The sequence below is a fragment of the Flavobacterium sp. genome (assembly GCF_036515215.1).
GTDB lineage: Bacteria > Bacteroidota > Bacteroidia > Flavobacteriales > Flavobacteriaceae > Flavobacterium.
The window spans coordinates 1-10,416 of the sequence record NZ_DATBVQ010000184.1; the positions used below are offsets into that span (position 1 = coordinate 1).

Genomic DNA, 10,416 nt, shown 5'->3' on the forward strand with positions numbered 1-10,416 from the left:
GATGTACGATTATGCCCATGGTGAAAGCGATTATATAGAACAAATTTCGCATTCGATATGTACGCTTGAATTTGTGATGCACCGCGAGTTATACAACTGGTTTTTGGATCAAATTTATGATGAAAAAATGGTAAGGCCTCATCAATATGAATTTGCACGTTTAAACCTGAATTACACTGTAATGAGCAAGCGAAAACTGCTGCAATTGGTTCAAGAAAATATTGTTAACGGGTGGGATGATCCGAGGATGCCGACCATTTCGGGTTTGAGACGACGTGGATACACCGCAAATTCTATTCGAAAATTTTGTGACATCATCGGGGTAGCCAAGCGTGAAAACGTGATCGATGTTTCCCTTTTGGAGTTTTGCTTACGAGAAGATTTAAATAAGACAGCACCCAGAGTAATGGCTGTTTTAGACCCTGTTAAAGTTATTATTACCAATTATCCGGAGGGAAAAGAAGAATGGCTGGAAGCCGAAAACAACCAGGAAGACGAGAGTGCCGGGTTTAGACAAGTTCCTTTCTCAGGTGAATTATACATAGAAAGAGACGATTTCTTGGAAGTAGCGCCTCCGAAATTTTTTAGATTGAGTATAGGTAATGAGGTTCGACTTAAAAACGGATATATCATCAAGGGCGAAAGCGTAGTAAAGGACGCCGATGGAACCATTACGGAAATTCATGTTACTTATGATGAAGACAGCCGAAGCGGTAGTGGGAGCGAAGCTTCTCAAAGAAAAGTAGCAGGTACCTTGCACTGGATTTCTATCAAACATGCTGTCGAGGCGGAAGTGCGTCTTTATGATCGTCTGTTCACGGATGAAGCGCCGGACAGCCACAAAGAGAAAAATTTCCTTGAATTTATCAATTCGAGTTCTCTTGAAATCGTAAAAGGATTTGTAGAACCTAGTTTGGTAACGGCATGTGCTGGGGACAAATTCCAATTTCAGCGCCTTGGTTATTTTAATGTTGATAAAGATAGTAAAGAAGGCCAATTAGTCTTCAATAAAACAGTGGGCTTGAAAGATGCCTGGGAAGAGAAAGGCAAAAAAGAGGCTAATTTATTGATGAATACCCAAAAAGAGATCAACAAATATGTTAAAGAAAAGGACATAACAAACGCTAATCTATTACTGGAAAATATAGTTGACAATATAAAAAGTATTGACAATTACAGTTTGATAAATCAAACGGTTGTCAAAAATGTCAAAAATGACAACAATTCGCTGTTGTTTGCAAATTTAATTTTGGCAAATTCTGACAAAGTTAAGACTAAGAACATTGAACTTGAAGCGTTGACGAAACTTTATTCGATGTCGTTGAAAAGTCAATTGGCTCCAGTTCGGATTTTGGCAATTGAGAACCTTAAAAAGGATAGCAGTAATTTTGGGAATTTTACGATCGAGCTTACAGAATTAAAAAACACAGAAAAGAATGAAGATGTTCTAGACCTATTAAACGATTTGAACATTTAATAGTTTCATTTCGAAGCATAGATTTCTTCAATATTTAAAACGCCTTTATAAGGCGTTTTTTTATTATTGTAATATTCTATCGTTTTCCCACTTCACATAAGATTTAGTAATTAAAAACGGCGATTATGAGGCCGTTTTAAAACGCTTTTGCTTTTTTTTAGTCGTATTGCACAGTGCTTGGTTTTTATGTCCGCAATTGGCTTTATTTTAAGTTTCAATCCTGTCAGAACCGACTTTAACGGCTTATTAACAAGACCGTGTTGATAATTATCGTATTTTTAAAATATTATTCACTAAAATCAAATATCATGTCAAATAATGCAGGAAATACATTAATAGCTCTAATTGGCGGAATGGCTGTAGGTGCTGGAATAGGAATTTTGTTCGCGCCGGACAAAGGAGAAAAAACCAGAGAAAAATTAAAAGACGGTTATAAGGTAACTAAAAAAGATTTGAAATATAAATATGATGGTCTAACAACCGAAATGAAACAGAAACTATCAACTGCCAAGATGGATTTAGAAGGAACGTATAAAGATATTCTTTCCGATATGAGCCATAAAACAGATGACGTGATTTCTTTCCTTGAAATAAAATTGGCCGAATTAAAAGAACAAAATGCCAAGCTTCAAAAATAAAAAGAATAAAATTTAAAAAATCAAAATATGGCTTTTGAAGAATTAAAAGAAAATTCGGAGAACATTCAAGAACATGTCACCAAGTACATAGAAAATAATCTGGAGTATTATAAATTACGTAGTTTCAAGATGGCGATGAAGTCCACTACGGCATTTTTAAAATTTTCATTAATTTTATTGGGTATCTCTATGGTTTTAATCTTTTGTTCATTTGCTCTGGCTTTTGCCATTGGAAATTATCTGGAGAGTTATCCTTTTGGGTTTTTAATAGTTGGGGGGATTTATTTTTTCTTTACCATGCTGTTATTTTTGATCAAAGATAAGTTGGTTGAAAAACCACTTTTAGAGAAATTTTCGGAAATATTTTTCAACGACTAAACTATGAGAACAAAAAAATATTCGTCATATGCGCAGATTGATAGAGAACTAGAAATCTTAAAAATTGAAAAGGAAATAAGTCTTCAAAAACTGCATTTAGAAATACAAGATATTAAAGAGAATTTAGAACCAAAAAACATTGTAAAAAACACTGTAAAGGGCATCGTAGGATCTTGGAGTCCTAGTCTTCCAGGACCTTATGGAAGGATTATAAGTTTAGCGATACCATTTGTCACAAAATGGATATTTAAAAAAAGAGGCCGTTAAGCCTCTTTTTTTTGTTGTTATATTTCTTCTTCGGTTTCTTCTTCCTTAGAAGGTTCAATTTCTTTTATTTCTTTCTTAGCTTGTTTCCTATTCGTTTTTTTCATCATTTCGCCCACTTGGTTGGATGCACTGAAAGAAGCTACCATATTATTCAGCATTTCGCTTCCTGCCTGTGGTGAATTGGGCAATAAAATTAAATTTGAATTGGTGTCTGCGCCGATGGCCTGTAGCGTGTCATAATGTTGTGTGACTACAATAAGGGCAGAGGCTTCCTGTGAATTAATTCCAACCCTGTTCAATACATCCACACTTTCGACTAATCCTCTTGCAATCTCTCTTCTTTGGTCCGCAATACCCTGTCCTTGTAAGCGTTTGCTTTCCGCTTCCGCTTTGGCCTTGGCCACGATTCTAATTCTTGATGCTTCAGCTTCAAATTCAGCTACCGTTTTCTCCCTGTCGGCTGCATTGATTCTGTTCATGGCATTTTTGACCTGTATGTCCGGATCAATATCGGTAACTAAAGTATTGATGATTGTGTAGCCATAAGTTGTCATGGCTTCATTCAATTCCCGTTTTACTGCTATGGCGATATCATCTTTTCTTTCGAAAACATCATCCAGTTTCAACTTGGGAACTTCGGCACGTACCACGTCAAAGACGTAAGAGGTAATTTGATCATGTGCGTATTCCAGTTTATAAAAGGCATCATAAACAGTGTCTTTGACAACCATAAACTGTACCGACACTTTAAGTTTCACGAATACATTGTCTTTTGTTTTGGTTTCGATAATAACGTCCAACTGTTGAATTTTTAAATTGACACGACCCGCGATTCTATCAATTAAAGGGATTTTTAAGTGTAAGCCGGATTGTCTTACGCTGTGAAACTTGCCAAATCGTTCAATGATTACAGAGGATTGCTGTCTAACGGTAAAAAAAGAGGACAGTAAGATAAAAAATCCAAACACAAGGATAATAAGTAATGCGATGTTCATATTTATATATTTTAGTTTAAAAATAGCCGTTAAATTACAAAAAAACTTTAGGTTTGTGCCGGTTTAATAACATTATATGAAAAAGCGATATGCAGTCTATGTTTTACTAATGATCACATTCACAACGGCTGCGCAGTATGGTTACAGGGATTCGAACAGAATAGGAATTAGTTTTGGCGTGAACCAGTTTACTTTGAATACAACCAATTTTCAAACTAAACCTGACTTGGGATGGAATGGCGGACTATCGGTGAGAGGTAACTTTTACGATAATTGGGACATGGTTTATGCTATTCAGTTTAGCGAAAATAATTTTACCGTTGCCACAAAAAGCAAGTTTTTAGCAAATGAGGATGTAAATCTAAAATTGGCTTCAGCGCAAATTTCTTTGCAGTTGAGTTATGTGATTGTTGAAAATCATTTGACTTTTGAATTCGGACCCATTCTTCAAGTTGGCGGTAAATTCAAATCTGAATATGATAAAGAAAACAACAATATATCAGGGACCAATTTGATTGTTAAGGATATTGAAGACATCTCAAAATTTAACTTTTACCCGACGATTGGCGTAACCGCTGGGGTAAAGCATTTTCGTCTTAATATTTCCTATCAATACGTAATCAACAACATGCTGGAGAATTTAAACACTAAAAACTTAGGGTATAATTTTAAAGGAAATCCAGGGATACTAAACGGGAATATTATTCTGTACTTATAAAAAAAGCTTCCGCCAATGCGGAAGCTTTTTTTGTTTTTATAAAGCAGCTATAGCTTTTTGAATTCTTGTGATCGTTTCTTGTTTTCCGATCACTTCAACGATTTCAAATAGGTGGGGTCCTTTAAGGGCGCCAACCAAACTCAAACGGAAGGGTTGCATTACTTTTCCCATACCAATTTCATTTTTTGTCATCCAGTCTTTTACGATGGTTTCAATATTTGCAGAAGTGAAATCAGTAATTTCTTCCACAACGGATATCAGTTCCTGCATTAACGCAGGAGTTTCCTCTTTCCAGTTTTTAGTCGCTTTTGCATCGTAATCGGCTGGCGCCACAAAAAAGAAATCGCTCAGATCCCAAAATTCGGAAACGAAATGAGCCCTTTCTTTAATTAAGGAAACGATTCTTATGAGTACATTTTCAGGTACTGTAATTCCTTTTGAAGCAACGATAGGAGCGAAGGTCTTCGCCAAATCTTCGTCTTTTTGCTTTATCAAATATTGGTGATTGAACCACTTATTTTTTTCTGGGTCAAATTTGGCTCCAGCTTTATGGACTCTGCGCAAATCGAAAGCTTGCACTAATTCTTCTAAAGTATATAATTCTTTGTCGGTACCGTCATTCCAACCTAACAAGGCCAAAAAGTTAATAACGGCTTCAGGAAAAAATCCTTTCTCTCTATAACCAGATGAAATTCCTTCTTCAGTTTTCCATTCCAACGGAAATACAGGAAATCCTAATTTGTCTCCGTCACGTTTTGATAACTTTCCGTTTCCAACAGGCTTCAAAATCAATGGAAGGTGAGCAAATTCTGGAGCTTCCCAACCAAATGCTCTGTACAATAAAACGTGCAACGGCATAGAAGGCAACCATTCTTCGCCACGAATAACGTGTGAAGTTTCCATTAAATGGTCATCTACAATATTAGCCAAATGATAGGTGGGCATACCGTCGCTCTTGAATAAAACTTTATCATCCAATAGGTTGGTGTCAAATTTCACCTCACCACGGATGATATCATGCAAATGCAAAATGTCATCTACAGGGGTTTTAAAACGGATGACGTAGGCATCACCCTTAGCAATTCGTTCAGCAGTTTCTTCGGTTGAAATGACCAACGAAGTATCCAGTTTCTCCCTGTTGGTATGATTGTATATGAATGTTTTCCCTTGTTCTTCTTCAGATTTTCTGAAAGCATCTAAAGCTTCTGGCGTATCAAAGGCATAATAGGCCCAGCCCGAATTGATTAATTGATCTGCGTATTCTTTGTAAAGATGTTTTCTTTCGCTTTGACGATAAGGTCCAAATTTTTCATTTTTCCCAACAGTTTCGTCAGGCGCAATTCCCAACCATTCCAGTGCTTCCATTATGTATGCTTCCGCTCCGGGAACGTAACGATTTTGATCGGTGTCTTCAATTCTCAAGTAGAAAGTACCGCCATTTTTTTTGGCGAACAAATAATTAAATAATGCGGTACGAACACCGCCGATATGTAAAGGTCCGGTAGGACTTGGTGCAAAACGCACTCGAACTTGCTTCGACATTTTTATAAATTTTGGTTCAAAGATACAAATCCGGCGCTAAAACGGATTAGTAGGAAAGGGGTTAATTTTTACGGTGTTTAAATTGTACTTCTTTTATCTTTTCTTTGATCATATAAATTGTTACATTTATTGGTTATATAAAGCCATAGAAATAGTGGATGCATCAAATATAATTTATCTAAAGCTTGAAGCTTTTATCAAAAAGTTTTACACCAATGAATTGATACGGGGAATTGTATTCTTTATCGGTTTAGGATTGTTGTATTTTTTGTTTACCCTTTTCATCGAACATTTTCTTTGGCTGAAGCCAATGGGACGGACCCTGTTGTTTTGGGCATTCGTGGGAGTGGAGGTTTTTCTGCTGTTTCGTTTTATCATGTTTCCTTTATTCAAACTGTTTAAATTCCAAAAAGGCATCGATTACAATCAGGCGTCAATAATTATCGGAAATCACTTTGCTGATGTCAAGGACAAGTTGACTAATTTTCTGCAGTTATCAGATGCAGGCAGTGATGAAAATAAATCAGAATTGTTATTGGCATCGATAGATCAGAAAGCTAACGCATTGCAGCCAATCCCTTTCGGTAATGCGATAGATTTTAAATCCAATCAAAAGTACTTGCCTTTGGCGCTGGTTCCAATTTTAGTTTTTTCCATCTTTTATCTGACGGGAAACAATGGAATGATTTCTCAGAGTTTAAATAGGGTAGTCCATTTTAACGCTAGTTTTTTACCGCCGGCGCCTTTCGAATTTGTTGTGCTCAACGCCAATTTGCAAACCGAGCAGAACAAAGATTTCATCCTGAAACTAAAAACGGTCGGTAAAGTAATTCCAGAAAACGCGATGATATTCATTGATGATGAAAGTTATTTTTTGGAAAACACTGCTCCAGGCGAATTTCAATTTAAAATTGTAAAACCCAGTAATGACATTTCCTTCTATGTAAAGGCTAATTCGGTTTCCTCCAAGGATTATGAGTTAAAGGTTATTGAAGTTCCTTCGATTTCCAACTTTAAGATGGAGCTGTCTTTCCCTTCTTATTTGAATAGGAAGGCGGAGTCCATAAAAGGAACCGGAAATGCCGTAATTCCCGAAGGGACCTTGGTTACATGGAAAATGGACACCGATGGGACACAAACAGTAGAGTGGATTAATGAAAAATCAAGTTTTCCTTTTCGAAAAGCTGATAATGCATTTACATTATCTAAAAATATATTTCAAAACACAGATTATCAAATTGTTACATCAAATGATAAGGTAAAGGACTATGAAAAACTGAATTACCAACTATCAGTGGTTAAGGATCAGTATCCTTCTATCCAAGTGAGCGGTGCGCCAGACAGTTTAAAGCTGGGTAAGAATTATGTTTTAGGCCAGGTTTCAGATGATTATGGAATTTCTAAATTGCAGATTGTTTATTACCCAAGGAATAAAGAGGAACTTGCCAAACGTGGAACAATAGGGGTAAAGGCCTCCAACTTTCAACAATTTGTGTTCTCCTTTCCTAGTTCGCTAGCCGTGGAGCAAGGAGTTTCCTATGAGTATTATTTCGAGGTTTTTGACAATGATGCTATTCACAATTACAAAAGCACAAAATCTTCGGTATTCTCTGATAGCATTGCAACCGATGAAGAAAAGGAGGATGAAGTATTTCAACAACAAAACGAGAATATCAAAAGTTTGGAAAGGTCGTTAAAAAATCAAGACAAACAGATTACTGATATTGAAAAGCTGCAAAAGTCAGGAAAGGAAAAAGATCAATTTGAATTTAAAGAGCAACAAAATGTAAAGGATTTTATTCAGCATCAAAAAAAGCAAGATGAAATGATGAAGGAATTTACGGAAAAGATGAAGAAGAATTTGGACGAATTCAAATCCGTACCAAAGGACGAGTTCAAAGAAGATTTACAGAAGCGTTTGGAAAGGGCAAATGAAGATCTGGAAAAGAATCAGAAATTGCTGGATGAGTTAAAGCAATTGAATGACAAAATCAAGAATGAAGATTTGCTGAATAAGTTGGATAAATTCAAGCAAAACAGCAAAAACCAAATTAAGAATTTGGAGCAGTTGGTTGAACTTACCAAGAAGTATTACGTGGAGAAAAAAGCGCAACAATTGGCCGACAAGTTGGACAAGCTTTCGGAGAAGCAAGACAAATTATCTGATAGCGAAAAAGAAAATTCGTTGGAGAAGCAAAAAGATATTGCCTCTGATTTCGACAAATTGAAGGAGGAGTTAAATGCGCTGGATATGGACAACAAGGAACTGAAATCCCCGATGGATCTTCCTAAAGACAAAGCAGAGGAAAAGAGCATTGACGATGACATGAAGAAAGCGGCCGATGAACTCAAGCAAGAAAATAAATCAAAGGCCAAGCCAAAACAGAAATCGGCCTCGAAGAAGATGAAATCGATGGCTATGAAAATGGCACAAAGTTTGGAGGGAAATGAGAAGGAACAAATGGAAGAAGATGTAAAAATGTTGCGTCAAATTCTGGACAATCTTTTGGCTTTTTCATTGTCACAAGAAGATGTAATGGACCAGTTCAAAGACCTGAGCAGAGGTTCCCCCGCATTCAATAAGAACATTAAATTGCAGCAGGATTTGAAGCAGCAGTTTAAACATGTTGACGACAGTTTGTTTGCCCTTTCGTTGAGGAACCCTAAGGTAGCTGAAGATGTCACTAGGGAGATTGGGAACGTGCACTACAATGTTGACAAATCTTTGGAAAGCTTGTCAGATAGCCAGATACCGAAAGGGGTGTCTCATCAACAGTATACTGTTTCTGCCGCTAACAAATTGGGAGATTTCCTGAGCGAATTGCTTAGCAACATGCAGAGTTCTTTGTCGGGGATGGGGTCAGGCAAACCCAAACCCGGAAGTGGTCAAGGAATGCAGTTGCCTAACATCATTAAAAAGCAGGAAGGCCTTGGCCAAAAAATGAAGGATGGAATGAAGGATGGCGCCAAAGGCGAAGATGGAGAAGGCGCAGGCAAAGGGAAAGGAAAGGCCAAAGGCGGCGAAGAGGGAGAGGGCGATGCGGAAGCCATAATGGAAATCTATAAGGAACAAAGGCAGCTTCGGGAGGCTCTTGAGAACGAATTAAACAAACAAGGCATGGGAGCTGCCGGAGGCAGCGCATTGGAACAAATGAAACAGTTGGAAAAGCAATTGTTGAATAAAGGTTTTAAAAACGAGACGCTTCAAAAAGTGCTAAATATTAAACAGGAACTCTTGAAGTTGAACTCTGCCTTGCGGCAGCAGGGAGAGGAAAAAAAGAGACAATCCGAATCCAATAAGAAGGAGTTTGACAGTCAATCTGAACCACTGCCGGACGCTTTGTTAGATTATTTGAATAGCATTGAGATATTAAACAGACAATCATTACCTTTGCGCTCAAATTTTAACCTGAAGGTTCAAGAATATTTTAATAAAAAATGATCAATTTTAATTACGAAAGCGAGTTTAGCTTAGACAATGAAGAGGCAGTCGGCACTTGGATTTCTGAAGTGATTGTATCTGAAAACAAGAAAGAAGGGGAGATAAACTACATCTTCTGTGACGACGAATATTTACACAAAATCAACCTTGAATATTTGAACCACGACAATTTGACTGACATCATCAGTTTCGATTACTGCGTGGGCAACGAAATCAATGGGGATATTTTCATTTCCGTGGAGCGGGTTCAGGACAACGCAAATGATTTCGAAGTTTCGTTTGAGACGGAATTAAGGAGGGTGATGGTACATGGCGTTCTTCACTATTGCGGATTCAAGGACAAGGGCGAGGAAGACGAAAGTTTAATGCGCAGCAAGGAAGATGAAAAACTAGCCATGTTCCACGTGGAACAGTAAGCGACTAGTTTTGTTTTTAATGAAGAATGTTTCACGTGGAACATTCTGACGAAAGCAGAAAACAACAATATGGTTCCGTTGGGGACCTAAATTAAATTCAGGTTTTGATGGCGAATATTGCTTCCGCCTTTTAAATCGCATTCCCGGCAATCGGGGACAAATTCATAAAGAAAAATGTTTCAAGAAGAGTATGATGTAATTGTGGTGGGTGCTGGTCACGCGGGTTCTGAAGCCGCTGCCGCTGCCGCCAATCTGGGCTCAAAAACCTTGTTGGTTACGATGAGCCTGCAAAATATAGCGCAAATGTCGTGCAATCCCGCTATGGGCGGAATTGCCAAAGGGCAGATTGTTCGGGAGATTGACGCGCTTGGCGGATACTCTGGGATCGTTTCTGACAGAACAGCCATCCAGTTCAAGATGTTGAATAAGTCCAAAGGTCCCGCAATGTGGTCACCTAGGGTTCAAAGTGACCGTATGCGTTTTGCAGAAGAATGGCGCATGATGTTGGAGGGAACACCCAATCTGGATTTTTACCAGGAAATG

10 protein-coding genes are annotated in these 10,416 nt (G+C 37.7%); 8 read left to right on the forward strand and 2 right to left on the reverse strand.

Features of this window, described 5'->3' with window-relative positions; genetic code table 11:
- The 4 genes from VIH09_RS12700 to VIH09_RS12715 form a co-directional block, all read left to right on the forward strand.
- A partial coding sequence (locus VIH09_RS12700; RefSeq protein ID WP_331581567.1) for a glutamate--tRNA ligase family protein occupies nt 1-1,477 on the forward strand: 1,477 nt, incomplete at its 5' end.
- 308 nt (nt 1,478-1,785) lie between these two features.
- Nucleotides 1,786-2,115 carry a YtxH domain-containing protein gene (locus VIH09_RS12705; RefSeq protein ID WP_331581569.1) on the forward strand — a complete coding sequence of 110 codons (330 nt, stop codon included), beginning with the start codon at nt 1,786-1,788 and terminating at the stop codon, nt 2,113-2,115.
- A gap of 27 nt (nt 2,116-2,142) precedes the next feature.
- Nucleotides 2,143-2,493, forward strand: a complete 351-nt coding sequence (locus tag VIH09_RS12710; protein ID WP_331581572.1) for a competence protein — start codon at nt 2,143-2,145, stop codon at nt 2,491-2,493.
- Nucleotides 2,494-2,496: 3 nt separating this feature from the next.
- On the forward strand, nt 2,497-2,760 hold the full coding sequence (locus VIH09_RS12715; RefSeq protein ID WP_331581574.1) for a DUF6327 family protein: 264 nt from the start codon (nt 2,497-2,499) through the stop codon (nt 2,758-2,760).
- 17 nt (nt 2,761-2,777) lie between these two features.
- On the opposite strand, the gene VIH09_RS12720 is transcribed toward VIH09_RS12715, so the two are convergent.
- Complete coding sequence (locus tag VIH09_RS12720; RefSeq protein WP_331581576.1) at nt 2,778-3,755, reverse strand: SPFH domain-containing protein; 978 nt, start codon at nt 3,753-3,755, stop codon at nt 2,778-2,780.
- Nucleotides 3,756-3,831: 76 nt separating this feature from the next.
- On the opposite strand from VIH09_RS12720, the gene VIH09_RS12725 reads away from it, so the two are divergent.
- Nucleotides 3,832-4,473 carry an outer membrane beta-barrel protein gene (locus VIH09_RS12725; RefSeq protein ID WP_331581578.1) on the forward strand — a complete coding sequence of 214 codons (642 nt, stop codon included), beginning with the start codon at nt 3,832-3,834 and terminating at the stop codon, nt 4,471-4,473.
- A 36-nt stretch (nt 4,474-4,509) separates the two neighbouring features.
- Here VIH09_RS12725 and gltX read toward each other — a convergent pair whose 3' ends face one another.
- The gene (gene gltX, locus VIH09_RS12730) at nt 4,510-6,015 is read right to left on the reverse strand and encodes a glutamate--tRNA ligase (RefSeq protein ID WP_331581580.1); all 1,506 of its coding nucleotides are present in this window, start codon (nt 6,013-6,015) and stop codon (nt 4,510-4,512) included.
- 154 nt (nt 6,016-6,169) lie between these two features.
- Here gltX and VIH09_RS12735 point away from each other — a divergent pair, with 154 nt between their 5' ends.
- From VIH09_RS12735 to VIH09_RS12745, 3 genes are all read left to right on the forward strand, one after another.
- A complete protein-coding gene (locus VIH09_RS12735) occupies nt 6,170-9,457 on the forward strand; it encodes a hypothetical protein (RefSeq protein WP_331581582.1) in 3,288 nt (1,095 codons plus the stop codon).
- Nucleotides 9,454-9,873 carry an rRNA maturation RNase YbeY gene (ybeY, locus tag VIH09_RS12740; protein ID WP_331581585.1) on the forward strand — a complete coding sequence of 140 codons (420 nt, stop codon included), beginning with the start codon at nt 9,454-9,456 and terminating at the stop codon, nt 9,871-9,873. The genes VIH09_RS12735 and ybeY overlap by 4 nt, the downstream gene beginning before the upstream one ends.
- 174 nt (nt 9,874-10,047) lie before the next feature.
- Nucleotides 10,048-10,416: FAD-dependent oxidoreductase (locus tag VIH09_RS12745; protein ID WP_331581587.1), on the forward strand; the 369-nt coding region annotated here is incomplete at its 3' end.